This is a genomic window from Pseudomonadota bacterium (genome assembly GCA_010028905.1).
Taxonomy (GTDB): domain Bacteria; phylum Vulcanimicrobiota; class Xenobia; order RGZZ01; family RGZZ01; genus RGZZ01.
This window is the reverse complement of record RGZZ01000047.1, coordinates 1-18210: the sequence shown is the minus strand read 5'-3', so window position 1 is coordinate 18210 and position 18210 is coordinate 1. Positions and strand designations below refer to the sequence as shown.

At 67.1% G+C, this 18210-nt stretch carries 17 protein-coding genes; 3 read left to right on the top strand and 14 right to left on the bottom strand.

Going from position 1 to position 18210, the window contains the following annotated elements:
- Window positions 1-1180 (top strand): hypothetical protein (locus EB084_05650; GenBank protein ID NDD27736.1); only part of this gene is annotated, 1180 nt, incomplete at its 5' end.
- Window positions 1181-1321: 141 nt separating this feature from the next.
- Here the strand turns inward: EB084_05650 and EB084_05645 are convergent.
- From EB084_05645 to EB084_05630, 4 genes are all read right to left on the bottom strand, one after another.
- A complete protein-coding gene (locus EB084_05645; protein NDD27735.1) occupies window positions 1322-1597 on the bottom strand; it encodes a twin-arginine translocase TatA/TatE family subunit in 276 nt (91 codons plus the stop codon).
- A gap of 101 nt (window positions 1598-1698) precedes the next feature.
- Window positions 1699-3363 carry a urocanate hydratase gene (gene hutU / locus EB084_05640; GenBank protein ID NDD27734.1) on the bottom strand — a complete coding sequence of 555 codons (1665 nt, stop codon included), beginning with the start codon at window positions 3361-3363 and terminating at the stop codon, window positions 1699-1701.
- A 63-nt stretch (window positions 3364-3426) separates the two neighbouring features.
- A complete protein-coding gene (locus EB084_05635; GenBank protein NDD27733.1) occupies window positions 3427-4125 on the bottom strand; it encodes a hypothetical protein in 699 nt (232 codons plus the stop codon).
- Window positions 4122-5624 (bottom strand): phosphoglucomutase/phosphomannomutase family protein, encoded by a 1503-nt coding sequence (locus EB084_05630; protein ID NDD27732.1) that lies wholly within the window; start codon window positions 5622-5624, stop codon window positions 4122-4124. The genes EB084_05635 and EB084_05630 overlap by 4 nt, the downstream gene beginning before the upstream one ends.
- A gap of 122 nt (window positions 5625-5746) precedes the next feature.
- On the opposite strand from EB084_05630, the gene EB084_05625 reads away from it, so the two are divergent.
- Window positions 5747-7258: a WYL domain-containing protein gene (locus tag EB084_05625; protein ID NDD27731.1), complete on the top strand. Its 1512-nt coding sequence runs from the start codon at window positions 5747-5749 to the stop codon at window positions 7256-7258.
- 18 nt (window positions 7259-7276) lie between these two features.
- Here EB084_05625 and EB084_05620 read toward each other — a convergent pair whose 3' ends face one another.
- The 10 genes from EB084_05620 to EB084_05575 all read right to left on the bottom strand — a co-directional run bounded on the left by EB084_05620 (window position 7277) and on the right by EB084_05575 (window position 17976).
- Complete coding sequence (locus EB084_05620) at window positions 7277-8347, bottom strand: glycosyltransferase family 1 protein (protein NDD27730.1); 1071 nt, start codon at window positions 8345-8347, stop codon at window positions 7277-7279.
- Window positions 8298-10505 carry a hypothetical protein gene (locus tag EB084_05615; protein ID NDD27729.1) on the bottom strand — a complete coding sequence of 736 codons (2208 nt, stop codon included), beginning with the start codon at window positions 10503-10505 and terminating at the stop codon, window positions 8298-8300. Before EB084_05615 ends, EB084_05620 begins: the two co-directional genes overlap by 50 nt.
- Window positions 10506-10611: 106 nt before the next feature.
- Complete coding sequence (gene accB, locus EB084_05610) at window positions 10612-11088, bottom strand: acetyl-CoA carboxylase biotin carboxyl carrier protein (GenBank protein ID NDD27728.1); 477 nt, start codon at window positions 11086-11088, stop codon at window positions 10612-10614.
- A 68-nt stretch (window positions 11089-11156) separates the two neighbouring features.
- Window positions 11157-13148, bottom strand: coding sequence for a histidine--tRNA ligase (locus tag EB084_05605; protein ID NDD27727.1), 1992 nt, complete (start codon window positions 13146-13148; stop codon window positions 11157-11159).
- A 722-nt stretch (window positions 13149-13870) separates the two neighbouring features.
- Complete coding sequence (locus EB084_05600; GenBank protein ID NDD27726.1) at window positions 13871-14719, bottom strand: class I SAM-dependent methyltransferase; 849 nt, start codon at window positions 14717-14719, stop codon at window positions 13871-13873.
- On the bottom strand, window positions 14587-15390 hold the full coding sequence (locus tag EB084_05595; protein NDD27725.1) for a SigB/SigF/SigG family RNA polymerase sigma factor: 804 nt from the start codon (window positions 15388-15390) through the stop codon (window positions 14587-14589). The genes EB084_05600 and EB084_05595 overlap by 133 nt, the downstream gene beginning before the upstream one ends.
- A complete protein-coding gene (locus EB084_05590; protein NDD27724.1) occupies window positions 15387-15833 on the bottom strand; it encodes a hypothetical protein in 447 nt (148 codons plus the stop codon). Before EB084_05590 ends, EB084_05595 begins: the two co-directional genes overlap by 4 nt.
- Window positions 15830-16183, bottom strand: coding sequence for an anti-sigma factor antagonist (locus tag EB084_05585; GenBank protein ID NDD27723.1), 354 nt, complete (start codon window positions 16181-16183; stop codon window positions 15830-15832). Before EB084_05585 ends, EB084_05590 begins: the two co-directional genes overlap by 4 nt.
- A 37-nt stretch (window positions 16184-16220) precedes the next feature.
- The gene (locus tag EB084_05580; protein ID NDD27722.1) at window positions 16221-16529 is read right to left on the bottom strand and encodes a YtxH domain-containing protein; all 309 of its coding nucleotides are present in this window, start codon (window positions 16527-16529) and stop codon (window positions 16221-16223) included.
- Window positions 16530-16758: 229 nt separating this feature from the next.
- Window positions 16759-17976: a hypothetical protein gene (locus EB084_05575; GenBank protein ID NDD27721.1), complete on the bottom strand. Its 1218-nt coding sequence runs from the start codon at window positions 17974-17976 to the stop codon at window positions 16759-16761.
- Between the two features lie 138 nt (window positions 17977-18114).
- On the opposite strand from EB084_05575, the gene EB084_05570 reads away from it, so the two are divergent.
- On the top strand, window positions 18115-18210 hold a 96-nt coding region (locus EB084_05570; protein NDD27720.1), incomplete at its 3' end, for a repressor LexA.

Below are 18210 nucleotides of genomic sequence, written 5' to 3'. Positions count from 1 at the left end.
GGGGCACGCCATCCTCGACGGTCTTCGCCCCAAGTACATCGATTCGCTCGACACCTCGAGCAGCGGCTTCCACGAGGCGTTCGGCGACTGCATCGCGATGCTGGCCTCGCTGAGCGATGACGACGTGGTCGAGCAGCTCTATCAAGAGACCCGCGGCAACCTGGGCAAGCCCAACATCGTGTCGAACATGGGCGAGCAGCTCGGCCGAGCCATGCGCGGCGAAGAGAAGCCGTACGTGCGCAGCCTGCTGAACGACCACACGTCGCGCGACCCGCACTTCATGCCCTTCATGGCCTTCCCGGACGGGCCGGCCCTCGAGCCGCACGCCCACTCCCAGTCGTGGACGGGCGCCATCTACGACCTTCTGCGCCTCGTCACCCACGAGGAGACCGAAGACTCGCAGAAGCCGTTCGTCGACGCCGTGCGCAACGCCCGCGACACGGTGGGCTCGCTCGTCATGCGCGGCGTCGAGCTCGGACCCGTGGGCAAGATCTCGTTCAAAGATGCCGCCGCATCGATGCTCACGGCCGACGTCATCGACAACGGTGGCGCCCACCTCGAGAAGCTGCTCGCCGTGTTCACCTCGCGTGGCATCTTCTCGGCCGATGACGCCGACCGCTTCACCACAGACCTCGCCTCCACCAAGGCGCTGCGCAAGGAGGTCACGCTCCCGGAAGGGTTCGACCCCAAGAAGGACGCGAAGAAGCTGCTGGCCGACCACGCCGAGGCACTTGGCCTGTCTTCGACCGATCGCAAGTCGCTGAAGTTCGAAAGAATGGTGAGCAACGACAAGGGCGAGAAGATCGTTCAGTACACCGAGCAGCGCGATGTCGAGCTCACCGATGTCTCGTGGGGTGCCGAGTACCAGGGCAGCTCGTTCAGCATAAACGGCGGCCTGCTGCTGGCATTCAACAAAGACAACGAGCTCATCGCCATGAACCGCGACGCCATCACCGAAGACAGCGTCGAAGACTCGAAGCTCTTCCTCAAGAAGATGATGGACTTCCAGAAGAACCCGCCTATCGTCATCCACGGCGAGAAGGACGGCGTGAAGGCGAAAGACCTTCACCTCGACTACATGCTCACCTCGGCGCACAGTCCGCTGGAAGTGGTGAACGGCCACATCCGCCACTCCGGGGTGCTCTACTGCAACTGCGGCGATCCGAACCACCAGCACTGAAGCCGGGAGCGCACAGCCCCCCCATGTGAAAAGGCCTCGGACACAAGTCCGAGGCCTTTTTGCTGCAATGCGGAGACCCGCAGGTTCAAGACGAAGCCGGGGCACGCCCAGGGAAGATCTGACCGCGATCAGCTCGAAGCGCTAGACGCGGCGGGTCTCGCTCGACTGCGCGGGAAGCGCCAGCTGCTGTGGGTTGGAGGTGCTGGAGGGGACGGCCTGCTGCTGATGAGCCCCAGGAAGCGCACCCTCGTTCCCCTGGCTGGCGGCCGCCTCGCCGTTCTCCTCGCCGCCCTTGATGCCCTTCTTGAACTCGTTCACGCTCTGCCCAAGCGACTTCGCCATCTCTGGCAGCTTCTTCGGCCCGAAGACGAACAGCGCGATGACGCCGATGAGGGCGATGTCTTGAGGGGATAGCATGGGAGACCTCCTACGCGGTCAAAGCCGCACCACGGGTATTCTACCCGCTTGCAGACCGAGATGCAAGTGCCGGCTCTGCGCCGGCGGGAAAAAGCGCGGCTTCAGCCGAGCATGGGCACGTCGACGCCGCGCTCCCGCGCGGTGGCGATGGCCTCGTCGTACCCGGCATCGACGTGGCGCACCACCCCCATGCCGGGGTCGGTGGTGAGCACGCACCCCAGACGCTCATCGGCCAGCGCCGAACCATCGGCCACCGATACCTGCCCGGCGTGGATCGAGTAGCCGATGCCCACCCCTCCGCCGTGATGCACCGACACCCAGTCGGCCCCCGCGGCGGTGTTGATGAGGGCATTGAGAATAGGCCAGTCGGCAATGGCGTCAGATCCGTCACGCATGGCTTCGGTCTCGCGGTTGGGCGACGCCACCGAGCCGCAATCGAGGTGATCGCGACCGATGACGATGGGGGCCTTCACCTTGCCCTCGCGCACGAGACGGTTGAAGGCGAGCCCAGCCTTCGCACGCTCGCCGTAGCCGAGCCAGCAGATGCGGGCCGGCAGCCCCTGGAACGCCACCTGCTCGCGCGCTTTGCGGATCCAGCGAGCCAGCGCCTCGTCTTCGGGGAACAGACGGAGGATCTCGTCGTCGGTGACGCGGATGTCGTCGGGGTCGCCGCTGAGAGCGGCCCAGCGGAACGGCCCCTTCCCCTCGCAGAAAAGCGGGCGGATGTAGGCCGGTACAAAGCCCGGGAAAGCGAAGGCGTCGGCAACCCCCTGCGAGAGCGCTTGCTGTCGCAGGTTGTTGCCGTAGTCGAAGACCACGCTGCCCGCGCGCATGAAGCCGAGCATGGCCTCGACGTGGGCCGCCATGCTCCGCAGCGATCGCGCCACGTAGTCGCTCGGATCGCGCTCGCGCAGCAGCGCGGCCTCTTCGAGAGAGAGACCCACGGGCACGTAGCCCACCAGCGGGTCGTGGGCCGAGGTCTGATCGGTGACCACATCCGGCTTCACTCCGCGACGCAGCATCTCTGGCAGCACCTCGGCCGCATTGCCCACCAGGGCCACCGAGAGCGCCTCTCCCTCGCGCTGCGCCACGTCGCACCACTGCAGCGCCTCGTCGAGCGAATCGGTCATGCGCATGCAGTAGCGGGTATCGATGCGACGCTGGGCGCGGGCAGGATCGACCTCGACGCAGAGTGCAACCCCATCGTTCATGGTCACCGCCAGCGGCTGAGCGCCCCCCATGCCGCCGAGGCCCGCGGTGACGACGAGACGCCCTCGAAGCGTGCCCCCGAAGTGGCGACGCGCCACCTCGGCCAGGGTTTCATACGTGCCCTGCAAGATGCCCTGGGTGCCGATGTAGATCCACGAGCCCGCCGTCATCTGCCCGTACATGGTGAGCCCTTTGCGCTCGAGGTCGCGGAAGCAGTCCCAGTTGCCCCACGCCGGCACCAGGTTCGAGTTGGCGATGAGCACGCGCGGTGCCCGCGCGTGCGTCTTGAAGACAGCGACGGGCTTGCCCGACTGCACCAGCAAGGTCTCATCGCTCTCGAGCCGTCGCAGCGTGCGCACGATGGCGTCGAAGGCCTCCCAGGTGCGAGCCGCCTTGCCGGTGCCCCCGTAGACCACGAGGTCTTCCGGTCGCTCGGCCACATCAGGGTCAAGATTGTTCATGAGCATGCGCAGGGCCGCCTCCTGCGACCAGCCCTTGCATGAGATCTCGCTGCCTCGGGGGGCGCGCACGGTGCGCGCAGCGGTCTCGATGGTCATGTTCCTGGCCTCCTCAGTCTTGTCAGCAGCACATCGCGGGGTTCGCCCACGATGTGGATTCCATCATCGGGGACGTCGCCGGGGGGCGGGAGGTTCATCGTCCTCATCATCCCACTCGTCTTCGAGGATGCGCAGCGCGGTGCCGCGGCTTGCCCCCATGTCGTCGCCCCGAGCGCGCTGCAGCAGGTTCTGCATGCCACCGCGGAGCAGGTTGAGCGAGTCGAGCACCTTGGCCGCCATGCCGACGAAGCCACGCACCTGTCGGCGGAGCGTGTCGAGGCCCCGATGGATGGCGCGTCGATTGCGACCGTAGTACCACGCAAAGAGCAGCCAGACCGGCAGCCCGAGCGGGGTGAAGAGGAAGGCGATGAACTTGAGCAGCAGCATGAGCGGGAGGTAGCCCACCAGCCGGATGAACGCCCACAGCGCCGACGCCACGACGATGGCGAAGGTGGGATTGCCGCCCTCGCCCTTGCCTCCGGCGTCGGTGGCGCGGCGGAACATGGCGCGCAGACGCTCGCGGAAGTCGAGAAAGCGCAGCTTCACGCGCCCCCCCGTGTCGCCCACCTCGTTCCCCGGCAGCGCACCCTGCGGGTCGGAGCTGGCGCGAGCGCCACGCAAGCGGGCCATGACCGCGGGCCCCGGCCCAGGCTCGACCGACCCGCGCTGCTTTCCGCAGACCTCGCAGAAGCGCGACAGCGGAACATTCTCCTGGCGACAGTCCGGGCAGAGCCAGATGCCCTCGTAGTCTCGGCTGCTCAATGGGCCCCCTTCAGCGCGCAGGTTCCGCTGACCGCCAGACGCTCGCCATCGCGCAAGATGGCCTCGACCCGCGCGGCACTCGGCGCCTCGACGTACACCCGCAGCACCGGCTCGGTGCCACTTGGGCGAAACAGTATCCAGGCGTCGTCGGCGAGACGAAGCTTGACCCCGTCAACCGTCTCCACCGACATCACCTTCGCCCCCCCCACGGTCGAGGGCGTCGACGCCTTGAGCGACGCCACGGCCTCGGTCATCTGCGCGCGGCTGGAGAGGTGAAGGTCGACCCGATCGTAGGCGAACGGCCCCGTGATCTCGTGGATGCGGGCCAGCACCTGTTCGACGCTCTCGTTCTCCCAGGCGGCGGCCTCGAGCAGCAACAGGCTCGAGAGCACCCCATCGCGCTCCGGAACGTGGTTCTTGACGCCGATGCCACCGCTCTCCTCGCCCCCGATCAAGATGTCGTGGGTGAGCATGTGCTCGACGATGTACTTGAAGCCGATGGGGGTCTCATGCACCGGCAGGCCGAGATGCGCCGCCAGCCGCCCAATCATCTCGCTGGTCGAGAAGGTCTTCACGACCCCGCCTGTCCAGCCCTTGCGCGTGACCAGATGCCACATCAAGACGGCAAAGATCTCGTGGGCGTTGAAGAAGTGACCGCGGCCATCGGCGGCTCCCACCCGATCGGCATCGCCATCGGTAGCCACGCCCACGCGCCGCGCGGGCAGATGACCGCCCGGCGCGCTCGACAGGGCGGTCATGAGCGCCTGGAGGTTCTTGAGGATGGGCTCCGGATTCACCCCGCCGAAGGTCGGGTCGGGCGTCCCGCGGATCTCACGCACGTGGGCGTCACCCAGCAGGCCGCGAATCACCCCCGCGCCCGCTCCGTGCATCGGGTCGACCACGATGTCGAGATCGGCCTGGCGGATGCGCTCGAGATCGACCAGAGCCGAGAGCTCGGCGCGATAACCGTCGAGCGGGGAGAAGACGCGCACCTCGGCCGGCACGTCGCGCCGAGGCGTCGGGTTGGCGCGCTCGGCGGCAATGAACGGCATGAGCGCATCGGTGATCTCGGGCAGGCTGCTCGAGGCGTACTCGGGCTTGAGCTTGAGACCATTGTAATCGCTGGGGTTGTGACTCGCCGTGATGACGACCGCGCCCGCGGCCTCGTGATCGCGCACGGCCTGCGACAGTGCGGGCGTGGGCGAGAACGTGTCGGCCAGCAGCACCGGGATGCCCTGGGCGGCCACCTCGTCAGCCACTGCGCGCGCGAAGCGAGGCGAAAGGAAGCGCGTGTCGTAGCCTACAACCAGCCCGCTTGCAGCGGCGCGGAAGGGCGACGGGTATCCGCCAGCGAGGTTCGGGCGGTAGACCGGCTGGGCCGAACGCCCCTCCCACTGCAGGTAGCGGGCGATGGCGCGCGCAACCAGGCGCACGTTCTCGAACGTGAACGAATCGGCGATGATGGCGCGCCAGCCGTCTGTTCCGAAGGCGATGTCCATGGGCGGGGTCTTCGCAGCGGTGGAAGCCATGATCCTCCTGCGGTGCGTGGCGTGGCTCTCTTGATTCCCGTGCAACGGCCGCAGGCAAACCAGGGGGTTCGGTTCGTCTCTTGCCGCCCCCAATGCCTGCGCGGCCTGCGCGGTCAAGGTTCCTTCGCGCCGAAGAGTTGACGGGTCGATGTGTAGAAAGACCCGCAGAAGAACTGGGCCAAGGGGAGCAAGAAGCTCACACCGAACAGCGTGAAAGAAGCCGTATCCAGATACTCATTGTCGTAGTACCACTTGCGGGGTCGCGTGAGATCATTGCTTGCATCGTAGAGCTCCTGACTGATCTGACCCACCCGCGGATCTTCCGAGATGGCCCACCCGATGAGCCACGACACCAGCAGCACGACCGCAATCAGCGCACCCAGTGTGGGCGGATGCAGTCTGATGCCACGCCACAGGCAGAAAACGTAGTAGGCGGCGGCGGTAAGGCCCCCCAGCAAGCCACCGCTGAAGAACACGCCACTGACGGCGCCGAGGAAATTTCCCACATCAGGTCTTTCCAGGAAGGCGTGCAGGATTCCTGGACGCAGCAATCGCCCCCATCGGGCCGCTCGGCAGAACACCTCTTGCCTTTGAAGGCCCCCGCCCCCACTCTGGTGAATCTTGTTCAAGCCATGGCCAATGCTGACAGCTATGTTCGAGCGGTTGAGGTGCACCGCATGCTCAAGAACGGCGAGCCGGTCAACTCGACCATCCTCGCGGAACGCTTCGAGCTGAGTCCCCGCCATGCGCAGCGCGTCATCGACTTCCTCTCAGACAAGCTGAAGGCCCCCCTCGAGTACGACAACCGACGTCGAACCTACATCTATCGCGAGCCCACCTTCGAGCTGCCGAGCCGCATCATGAGCGAGGGCGAGGCGGTGGCGCTCATCGTGGCCCACCAGGCCCTGGTGACCCAGCAGGCCACCCCGCTCGGGTCGCGTCTGCTACGCGCCCTGGAGACCCTGAAAGACCTGCTCCCGGAAACGATCTCGGTGGGGGTCAGCGATCTTCTCGAGAACGTGTCATTCGAGCCCTCGCCCACGCGACAGGTCGACGGCCACGTGCTCGAGCTGCTGGTGAGCGCGGTCGAGCGCCGTCACGCCGTGCGCATGGAGTACTACGCCGCGCACAGCGACACCACGTCGGCGCGCGACGTCGACGTGTACCACCTGACGAATCGACGGGGCGACTGGTACGCCGTGGGGCGCTGCCACCTGCGGGGGGCGCTGCGCACCTTTGCGCTCAGCCGCGTGCGCGCGGTGGCGCTGACCGAGATGACCTACACCATTCCCACCGATTTCGATGCGGCCGGATACTTCAGCCAGAGCCTCGGCGTCGACAGCTCCGGTACCCTCGCGCAGGTGGTGCTCTCGTTCGACGCGCACGAAGCCCGCTACATCGCCGAGCGCACCTGGCACCCCTCGCAGCGACTCGAGGCCGCCCAGGACGGCGGTCTCACCATGCACCTCGAGGTCCGCCCCGGTCCTGAGCTCGTGCAGTGGATCATGGGTTCGGGCCCCCACGTGCGGGTGCTGGCGCCGCAGACCCTCGCAGGTGAGATTGCGCGCCTGCACCGACAGGCCGCCGAGCGCTACACCGCCTGATCGGCCTCCCTGCGAGCGCTAGGCCCGCGAGGCGGCGGCCCAACGAAGCACCTCCACCACCTGCTCGGCGCACCGCTCCCAGGTGAACGCGCGGGCCTGCGCGAGACCTTCCTGGGCCATGGCGGCCCGACGAGACGGGTCGTTCAGACATGCATCGATGACCGCCGCCATCTCGGAGACATCGTCCGGATCGAACCAGGCCGGTGCGCTCCCCCCGACCTCGGGAAGCGAGGCCGCCCGTGCCGCCGCCACGGGCGTGCCACACGCCATGGCCTCGAGCAGCGGCAGGCCGAATCCCTCGTAGCGGGAGGGCATGACGAACAGCTCAGCCCATCGATAGAGACCGGCGAGTCGAGCGTCATCGCTGTCTGCAACCCAGACCACGTTCGGCTGTGGCGCTCCGCCACAGCCCACGATGACGAGGTCGAGATCAGGGCGGTTGATGGCGCGCCAGGCCTCGAGCAGCGCGCCGAGGTTCTTGCGCTCGTCGTCGGCCCCGACGAACAGCACGTAAGGGCGGGGATGCAAGCGCTCAGGCACGTTCGCGGCAAGCGCCGCGAGACTCTCGCCCTCGACCACCACGTCGGCCGACGCAACCCCCAGGTGACGCGCGATGCAATCGCGAGAGAACGAAGAGACCGTCATGACGCGATCCGCGCGCGCCACCGCGCGACGCAGCCTCGACTGGGCGCGATGGTTGTCGAGCCAGGCCCACCTTCCCTTGCGCGGCCAGTCGAACGCCGCTGTGTCGTGAATCGTCACCACCCGCGGAGCGCGCGGCAGGGCATCAACACGGTTCCACGGGAACCAGCAGACATCGAGGCTGCATCGAGGCCAGCCCGACCAGGTCGTGAACCGCCATCGCTCGCTGCCATCGAGCAGCAGCTCGAGCGCGGCCCGATCTGCACGGCTTCGACTGGCCAGGGTGAGACTCAGATCACTTCTCTGCTGAAGGCGCAGCAACGTCTGAAGCACGAAGCGCCCCATGCCGCGACGGTCATGGGGCAGCCAGGCGACATCGACCCCGACCCGCAGCGCGTCAGTCGTTGGAGAGCACCGGTCGCCGCTGACGACCGCCTCCTGCCGCACGCTGGGGGGGCGCCGGACGGGCGCCGAGCTGCGCGAACATGGCCTTCACCTCTTCGAGGCTGGGCGTGTTCGCGGTGTTATCCCAGGTCATCCAGAAGATCATCCAGCCCGGCATGGCCAGCCGCGCCGTGTAGCGGATTCGCTGCAAGGGCTCCAGGCTGATGCCGTCCCGGGAGAGAACCGCGGGGAGCCCCTTCGAAGCCCCTTTGTCGACAAAGCCGCGAAAGCTGTCGGGAAAGAAGGGGTGAAGGCGGAACAGCCCGGTGCGCTTCCAGAAGATGCATCCGAGGTCGCCCCGCTGCACGATCTCGAGATCGATGGGGGAGTGGAACGAGACCTCGACGTCAGCCGGTCCATCGCCCTCGAGGGCGTCACAGATCGCAAGCGTGGCGTGGGCGGGGTCGAAGAGAAGGTCACGCCGATGCCACCAGGTCTTCTCTTCGCGAACCCAGGCGCGACGACCGGCCCGTATCCAGATGCGGTCGCCGTCGAGAACCGAGATGCCGCCGCCCTGGCCTCCGCCCTCGGCAATGGGCACAGGCTCGGCGTCGCGGACGACCACCACGTTGTGGGCGAGCGGCGAGTCGAAATACCGGCTCCGCTCATCTTCCGCCACGAGTGAACCCGTGTCGGTGAAGACACGGCTCCCCCCCACCGCCACCGACAGGTGCATGAGGTCGTCGTGGATGCGCCCTCCGACCTCCTGCGGATGGCTGGGCACGACACGAAGCGCCGCCCAGAAATCACGCTCTCCCCAGCCCTCGCGAAGCACGACGAGCGAGGCTTGCTCGTAGGCCCGGACCTTCTCGACCTCCGCCGCCATCTTCCCCATCTGCTGATAGCGGTTCACGCCGGTGAATCCGCTGAGCCAGACGATCATCCACGAGGGGCGCGAGGCCCTGCGAAGGTCTTCGCGGTTCAGCAGAACCGACGCCAGCCCGATGAGACCGGGCACATCCGGCTGGAACGCCGCGCCGAAGCAGAGAACCCGTTCCGGCCAGATGGCGCCGATGGGCTGGGCCCCGCTCTCGGGCTCCTGCACCTGAACGAGGAACTGGAAGGCCTGCAGCGTGCGGCGATAGGTCTCTCGATCGACGTTCTCCCCGTTCACCTCGGCGAGGATGAACGGCAGCAGCGCAAACTCGCAGCAGAGCCGGTGCATGTCGACCGACCCCGACCGATGTGCCCCGTTCTCGCCGAACTCCTCCTCGAGCGTTGTGGGCAGGAGTGCCTGGGCGATCTCTCGCCAGCGACCGCAGCTGCGGAACTCAGGATAGCTCACCGCCACGAGGTGGAGGGCCGCTGCCGCGGCCAGGCGATACCCCGGACGAGACTCATCGCGGGCGTGCCGCAGATAGTCGGCCAGGTAGGCCCCGTGCATCAGCGCCGTCTTCACCGCGCGCGTGGCGAACTCGGGCGTGACGGCGGGTGAGTTCAGGAACAGCTGGAAGGAGAAGACCCACGCGACCGCGCGGCGGGCGACCGCCATCTCATCCATCCAGTTGACGCCCATGTTGGGGGGATTCTTCTCCATCCAGTCGAGGGCCTGAAGGGCGTACTGGGAGGCGAAACGATCATCGTCGGTGATCCACCAGGCCTTGCCGAGCTCGACGAGATGATGGAGCGCATTGAGGTCCCAGGTGGCCCGCAAGGGCCCCATCTTCAGGGTCTCGTGCAGGCGCTCTTGATAGACCTTCTCGCGCATGCCCTTGACGTTCTCGAAGAACCACGACTTGCCGGCGAGATCGGAGTACCAGTCGAGGTAGCTGCCCATGTGGAACATGCCGTGATAGAGCGAGTAGAACGTGCGCGCGCAGATCTGCTCGGCCCATTGCAAGGTGACGTTGGCGGCTTCTCTGTCTTCGACCAGCAGCGCGCAGAGATCTTCTCGCTCGCTGAAGCGAAAGGGGAACTTGGGCAGCACGCGCTGGCGCAGATACTTGAGGAACTGGGCGGCCACGGCGTCGTCGTCCTGGCGCCGAAGCGACTTCTGCAGCGCGGCGAGCGTGAGATCGCCCGCCGCAAGGTTGGCAAACATCTCGCGGTCGGAGATCTCGGTGGGATCTTCTTGATGGGCCGTTCTGCGAAAGAGGAACTCGAGGTCACGCCGATCGGTGACGAACAGGTCGCGGCAGCGCTCGAGAATATCTGCGAACATCAGTCACGCGCCCACGAGAAGCGCGTGCGCCAGCGTCCGCGAAACCCACAGGTGCGCGGCGCTGGGATGGGGGAGAAGAGGGCTTCGGTCAACCAGACAGACCTCCTCAGGCGGGTTCGAGCAGAATGATGTCCTGACCGGCTTCAACGACCTGGGCGTTATCGACGAGGATGCGGTAGACGCGGGCGTTCTGCTCGGCGGCAATCTCGTTCATGAGCTTCATCGCCTCGATGATGCAGAGCGTCTGCCCCACGCGAACAGAATCGCCATCATTGACGAACGGCTCCGCGCCGGGCCGGACGGCGCGGTAGAAAACCCCCGCCAGCGGCGACTTCACCGCGTACACCCCTGGAGGCAGGGCGGGCTTCGCGGGCGCGGCGTCAGCAGGCACGGCGGCGGCCACCGCCGCCGCAGGAATCACCACGGACGGCTGTGCGACCTCAGAGACGCGGCTGAGACGAAGAGTGAACTCCTTGTACGAGACATCGAGGCGGGCCAGGTTGTGCGACTCAGCGAGATCGCAGAACTCCCTGACCAGCTCGACATCGATGGGCTTCGTGGCGCCCGAGGCCTGATTCTCCATGGTGCGTGATTTCCCGTTCGTGAGATTTGCTTCCTCTGCGGCAGGTCAGTCGCGCAGCAGGTGGCGGGTCAGGACTTGCGCGACCGGCGACGCCCGTGACGTCGACCCCCTCGTCGACCGCCACGACGCCGTCTCGCGCCATCTGCGCCTTCTCCGCCGTCACCTGCTCCCACGCCGGCAAGACCGTCTTCGCCGTCGTCGCCTTCATCGGAGTCATCGTCGTCGATATCGACGACACCTACGAACTCCTCGACCACGGTCTCATAGGTCACGACCGCGCATGCGCCTTCCTCGCCCGGTTCGAGGAGCCAGGATACCCCATGGACGGGCGCCTCGTCAACACGCTCCGGAATCGAGACAGGAATCGGAGCGGCCAGCCCCACAGGCGCGACGGGCCAGTGAAGCGGGTCGTCAGACTGTGGCTGGAGCAATCCGCCCTGGGCTTCCGACCAGGCCTGTCGACCCAGATCGTCGCCCCCCGTCTCGGTAAGTGCCGTCTCTGCAAGGCGAGACGCACGCGGGGGGCGTTCCGGGGCGTTGCGCGCCGCCTCGCTGTAGGTGGACGCCCACTCGTCGAAGCGCGCTCCACCCTCATCTTCCGGCCGCTCGTATCGACGCCCTCTTCCCCTGCTGCGACCGTTCTCGTCGCGCGCGCGCACACGAGGCTCGCGCTCGCCCTCCGCGTCACGGCCGCGCGTCTCGCGCTCGACGCTCTCCTCGCGAACCCGGCTGCGCGTGTCGGCCCGCTCACCGCGACGCGCGCGCTCCTCGCGCCCCCGGTCGCGCCCACGATCTCTCGCGTCACGCCGAAGCTTGAAGTCGAGATGCTCGATGAGGCGCGCGACCGACAAGGTCTCCTGCGTGCCACGGGCGACGTCGCCGATCACCACCTGGCTCACCCGCGTCTCTTCCTCGCCAAGAAGAACGGTGAAGGGCGCGCCGGACTTCTCGGCGGCCTTGGTCTGGTTCTTGATGCCGCGGCCCGAGTAGTCGCGCTCGACGCGATGGCCACGCTTGCGCAGCTGGTGGCTGACCCGTGTCATGACGCGCTCGGCCTCTTCGCCTACCCCGATGAGAAAAACGTCCGGGCGCACTTCCTCGGCGGTGCCGTTCCCCTCTTTGTCGAGGGCGGCAAGCACCCGCTCGAGCCCGATGGAGAGACCTGCCGCAGGCGTCGCGCTCCCTCCCATCTGGGCCACCAGCTCGTCGAAGCGCCCGCCACCGCAGAGCGGATTGGCGGAACCGAGCTGAGGCGAGACGATCTGCCAGACGTTTCGGTTGTAGATGCCCAGGGCGTTCACCACGCGAAGGCTGCCGTGGACCGCATGGCCCATCTGCCCCAGATGCTCCTTGAGCGTGAAGAAATGCCCGCGGCAGTCGGTGCACAGCGACTGGAAGACCGTCGGCGCGGTGTTGGTGATGGTCAGGCAGCTGTCCTTGCGACAGTCGAGAACCCGCAGCGGGTTCCGCTCGCGTCTGCGCTCGCAGTCGGAGCACAGCACGTCGTCCTTGCCCTGGAGGAAGTCACGCAAGACCTGCATGTAGGCGGGCCGGCACTTCTTGCACCCAACAGAGTTGACCTCGAGGCGCACCTCGCGGAGCCCGCACTCCTGCAGAAATGTGAGCGCGAGGTCGATGAGCTCGGCTTCCACGGCGGGGGAGGCCGAGCCGAGCACTTCCGCGCCGAACTGATGGCCCTCGCGCAGCCGGCCGGACTGCGGTCGATCGTAGCGCCAGACCTCGCCGAGGTAGTACGACTTCAGCTGGGTCTGTCCGAGCAGGCTGTGCTCGAGGGCCGCGCGCACCGTGGCGACCGTGAACTCGGGACGCAGGGTGAGCGAGCGACCAGAGCGGTCACGAAACGTGTACAGCTCCTTGTCGACGATGTCGCTGTCGTCGCCGAAGGCCGAGTAGAGCTCTGTCGCCTCGAATGCGGGCGTGCGGAGCTCGCTGTATCCGAACAGCAGCGCAAGCCTGTGCGCGGCCTCCTCTATCTTGCGCCAGCGAGGGGTCTCGACCGGAAGGATGTCAACTGAGCCGCGACTCGCGGTGATGGCCATCTGAGCTCTCCTAACTCAGGCACCGCATGGAACCGCAGACACGTGACCCATCTCGGAGACGCGCCGAGGAGCGCGCCCTCCGGCCCTCTTCCACCCCTCACATCCGGCCAGCAGGAGCCGGCGCTTCGGCGCGGGCGAACTGAACCGCCCACGCGAGCGAGGATGCGATCGGCGGAAGGCGCCGAAGCTGCCCGGCGCGTTGCCTGCAGGCAGACACGGGTCTGTCCTGCGGCCGCGGCAGCGCGAGACCGTGCGAGACTCGCACGGTTGCGGACGGGCATTGACGAAACGAGATGGGAAGCGCGCGCCCCCTCGGGAGCGCGCAGCCTGGTGCTGCGAAGCAATGCGTGTGACCTGCGGGCCGCCAGTGGGGGCCCGTTGCCGATTTCGAACGGATTGAAGAAGACGTCGACCCGCAGACCGTTGCCGGTCTCCGCGTCAAAGGGCTTGAGAGGGTCGCCGCTACGCCAGATCTGCGGCGCATCGAACAGTCCGGGGGACGGGAGACGGCACGGTCGAAGACGGCTGGGCTTCGACGCGACGCGACTGCGACTCATGCTTCTCCCTCCCTTCTTCCCGGTCGGCACAGGTGGCTGGCGCGTGCGCGATGAGACCGCGCAGCAGGGACGTGCCGTGGGGATTCAGCCTGTGGAATTCACGGCAGCGGTCTCGTTCTCCTGCTCCGGGCCCTGCGCGCAAGCCCCTGACCCAGGCGCGTTCCGCTAGCCCCCGTCGCGCTGGGGGTAGGCCAGCAGATCAAGACGCCACTTCGGGTCCTCCAGCGCGCCCACGTGCTGCGCGCCTCGCGAGAACGCCTCGAGGATGGCCCGTGCGCCAAGCTTCGGGAAGCCGGAGGCAAACGGCTCGAATCCCTCGCCGTCCTGCGCGCGAAGCCTGGTGTTCCCGAGCAGGATCAGCCCGTCCGACGAGAGACGGTCCCGCATGCGCGCGCACAGCCCGCTGAGAACGTCGAGACTCGCGGTGTAGCCCAGCACGTCCATGGCAACGATGAGGTCGAACCTCCCCTCTGGAAGTTCGTCGGCGAACAGATCCGCACAGACGAGCTCGACATCAGCCGCTCTCTCCGAGGCACGCGCGAGCCCTCGCCGCGCGCGACGCAGCGCAACCGAGGAGATGTCCACCGCCGTGACGTGCCCGGACCCGATGTCGAGAAGGACACGGGTGAACGCGCCGACTGAGCAGCCCACCTCGAGCACGCGGCGGGGGCGCGGAGCGTGACGCTCGATGAGGGCGCGGGCCGCGTCATAGCGGCGACGCTCGAACGAAGAGCGCCAGTAGTGCCATGGATCAGACGACGAGAGATAGAACAACTCGAAGATCCAGCGCAGCGGGAGGTGTGCCAGGAAGCGCTCGCGCCAGCTTTCAGGAGAAGGCTGGGAACGCCCGCGCTCAACCTGCTCGGCAGGCGTGACTTCGTTCACGCGAGCTCCTCCCCCGTGCTCCGCGCCTCTTGTGGATCGTCGAGGGCTGCGCGAAGCTTGCGCAACGCTATCGCCTGAAGCCGTGAGACGTGCATCTGCGAGACGCCGAGGGCACTCGCGGTCTTGCACTGAGAGAGGCCTTCCGTGAAGCGCAGGTGCAGCAGGAGCCGCTCACGATGGTCCAGGCGCTCGAAGGCACGCACAAGGCTGAGTCGACGATCGATCGCCTCGAATCGCATGTCCAGCTGTCCGAGGTGCTCGATGAAGCGGTCAGCGGAGCGGCCATCTCCCCACAGCTCGGCGTCGAGAGACACAACCCCAGGCGACTCACCGAGCTCGACCACCTCGATTACCTCGACCTCCGAGACGGCCAGGTGCGCGCTGAGCTCACGGGTCGTGGGAACCCGTCCCAGCTGTCCCGTGAGCGCTTCGGCCCCCTGACTGACCGCGACGCGCAGCTCCTGCATGCGTCGGGGAAGACGGATGCTGGCGGTGCGATCGCGGAAGTAACGGCGGATCTCGCCGATGATCGTGGGCGTGGCGAAGGTGGTGAACGCGACCCCCGCACCGGGATCGTACCGCTCGATGGCGTTCAGCAGCCCCAGGCAGGCGACCTGATACACGTCGTCGAGCGGTTCCCCGCGATGTGCGAAGCGGAAGGCCAGGGCTCGGGCCAGCCCCACGTGCAGCGCCACGAGCTGCTCGCGCACGGCGGGATCACGGGTATCAGTGTATGCGACGAGCAGGGTGCGGACACGCTCTCTCTCCGGCCCGCCTCCCCCCGTGCCGCGCTCGCTCAACGCGCCCTGTCCGGGATCATCTGTTGCGTGAGCGTGACGCTTGTGGCCCCGGTCTGATCGTCGCTCGAGATCTCGACCTCATCGAGCAGCGCCTGCACAAGGCCGATGCCCACGTCACCGTCGAGGTCGCCGAGAGCAAAGCTGGGAAGAAGCACCTTGGGCGCAGTCAGTGGCTGTCGAGGGACCCCCTCTACACGGATCTGCAGATGCGCGGCCGTGACCTCGAAGCGAACGTGAAGATCGACGCGGAAGCGCGCCTGGCGCAACACGTGGCTGCAGGTCTCGGTGACCGCGAGCTTGAGGTCTTCGCTTTCGTCGAACGGCAGGGCAAGCCGGCTGGCCAGCCCCGTCATGGCCAGCCGGACCAGCCCGATGCAGGAAGGAAGGCCAGGAACGACCAGCCGCACGCACTCCGGTGTGACGACCGAAGCGCTCCAGCTCATACCGCTCCCGCGAAGCTCCCCAGTGCCTCCTCTTCGTCCTTGTAGATGTCGAAGATCTTGATGAGGCCCGTGATGTTGAAGATCTTCTTGATCTGGGGATTGGTGCAGATGAGAACGATCTTTCCGTTCTTCTCACGCACCTTCTTGAGCGCGCCGATGAGCACCCCGAGGCCGGTGCTGTCGATGTAGCGCACTCCCTCGAGATTGATGACCATGTTGTTGTGACCCTGATCGATGAGATCGTTGATGGTCTCTTTGACGCGCGGAGACGTGTACACATCGATCTCGCCCTTCACCTCGACGGCGTGGGCGCGAGCGTCGAGCGCTCTCGTATTGACGCTGATTTCCACTGGGAACCTCCTCTTCGGTCGCCCGAGCCGTGCTTGGCTACTGCGCCGTCGCGCCGCCCGCCGGCTCGTCGCTGTAGCGGTTGAGAATTCTCGCCTCGTCGGCTGCCTGACGCTGGAACGCCTTGCCGATGACCTGCTTGCCCTTCTCCACCCACTCGCCCGCGTCGTCGGCCATCTCGGCGACGAGATCGTTGGCTTTGTGCTGAAGATCGCGAGCGCGATGCTTGAGGTCTTCACGCGTGTCAGCCCCGGACTGGGGGGCGAGAATGACGGCGATAGACGCCCCTACGAGGGCGCCCACCAGGAGGCCGAACACAAACCCGGCCCCATCCTTGCGATCATCCATGTCAACTGATCCTCCTGTTTCGGGCCTGCCCTGGCCTGCGCGCTGGCGGTCTCCACGGGCAGGTGAAAATCGTGGTGCCAGATGGCCTCGAAGGGTTCGCCTCCCCGCAGGCGACTCCTGCACCTGTCAGGCGCAATGCCGTGGGCGCGTGCGAAGCCTCAAGCGCTAGGCTACCCCGTCGGCCCGCGTTCGAAACCTCTCCTGGGCGAAGATGGATGCGCGATCGATGTCAGTGACGTTCGGGCCACCATGCGTGCAGCCGCTCCTTCACCCGCGCCTCGGCGCCGCTGTCGGACGGCTCGTAGAACCGCTCCCTGACGAGCGGGTCGGGAAGATACTGGGGAAACAGGAACTGGCCTTTGGGCTGGCGCCAGGGCGACGCCTGGCTGTACCCCACCTCTGGGGCCCCTCTGAGACTTCTCTGACGCAGATGGAAGGGCACGGCCTGCATCCCTCTCGCGCGGATGTCGGCCTCCGCGCGCTCGAGCCCTCGGGCTGCCGCGTTGCTCTTGGGCGCGCAGGCCACATGAACGGCGGCGTGCGCCAGCGGCATTCGCGCCTCTTCCAGCGGCACGCGCGCCGCGCAATCGCAGGCAGCGCGCGCCACGACCAGGGCGAACGGGTCGGCCTGCCCCACGTCTTCGGCCGCCACCAGGCAGATGCGCTCTCCGATGAAGGCTGCATCCTCGCCGGCCGACAGCATGGCGGCAAGCCAGTAGAGCGCCGCGTCCGGGTCGCTCCCCCGAAGGCTCTTCACAAAGGCGGTGACGACATCGCAATGTCCCGTTCCCGGCGTGGGGTACTCCGCCCGATCCGGCTGGGTGCAACGCGTCGCCTCGTCGAGCGTCACCTCTTCGTCTGCTCCCCTTGCACGCGAGACGCGCTCGAGCGCGTCGAGAAGCACGCGGGCGTCTCCGCGGGCGTGGGCCACGAGGTGCTCGAGAGCCGCGGGCTCGAGACTGCGCGGGCAGTGCGGCGTCACGCGCGCAGCGACCGCGTCGAGCGCCTCTGTGGAGAGAGGACGAAACCGGTACGAGACAAGACGCGAGAGCAGTGAAGGCTCGAGACGCTCGTGAACAGAGGCGCCGCTGGTCGCGGCCAGCAGCATGCCCCCATCGAGCGCGGCAATCAGGAGACCGGCCAACCGAGGAGACAGGCGCTCGACATCGTCGATGCAGATCGCCCGCGCTCCTCGCTCGAGCAGCGCGCGCAGCGGCAGCTCTTCGAGGGTGGCGCCCCCGAGCACGGGCACCTCGAGACGCTCCGCCACGATGGTGAGGAGCGCGGACTTCCCCGTTCCCGGTGGCCCCCAGGCCACGAAAGAATGAAGGTTGCTGTCGCGCACGGCGTCTCCCAGCGGACACCCCGCCCCCAGGAGATGGGCCTGACCGACCAGCTCGTCAAGAACCCGCGGCCGAAATCGATTCACGAGTCGCGCGTCCGGCACGTCGACCTCCTGATGCTCGAAGCGATGGGTTCTGCGTTCGCGATCGATGCCGCGGGTCCTCGCCCCACGGCATCGAGTCGACCGAGACAGGCCTCCGCTGGGAGGGGGTCCTCCCCCAGAGCGCCAATCCTCCTCACCATGCCAGATCCCGCCCTCGACCCCACCCTTACCCAGCGGCAGATGCAGATCCTCGACTTCATCCGCGATGGAGTCCGCTCCCGGGGGTTTCCTCCG